The organism is Anoxybacillus sp. LAT27 (genome assembly GCF_022030075.1).
In the GTDB taxonomy this organism is placed as follows: domain Bacteria; phylum Bacillota; class Bacilli; order Bacillales; family Anoxybacillaceae; genus Anoxybacillus; species Anoxybacillus kestanbolensis.
In genome coordinates this window covers 1-245 of sequence record NZ_JAIWYK010000249.1, presented here as the reverse complement: position 1 = coordinate 245, position 245 = coordinate 1, and the positions used below count along the sequence as shown (strand labels likewise).

At 70.2% G+C, this 245-nt stretch carries 1 protein-coding gene; it reads right to left on the bottom strand.

What is annotated here, in order from left to right:
- The coding region (locus LD028_RS09320; protein WP_237811653.1) for an ATP-binding cassette domain-containing protein at window positions 1–245 on the bottom strand (245 nt) is incomplete at both ends.

The window sequence follows — 245 nt, the reverse complement described above, 5'->3', positions numbered from 1 at the left end:
AAGCGCCTTCGTTTCCGTGGGGTTCAGCGCGGCGGCGGGCTCGTCGAGAAGCAGAATTTTCGGCTCGGCGGCGAGCGCCCGGGCGATCTCGACGCGGCGCTGGTCGCCATAAGATAAATCGCCCGCGTGGCGCGCCTCGTGGCGTTCGAGGTTGACGAGCCGGAGGAGCGCGCGGGCCTTGTCGACGCCGTCGGTCTCGGCGTGGCGGAATTGCCGCGAGCGGGCGAGGATCGAGGTCAGCGACG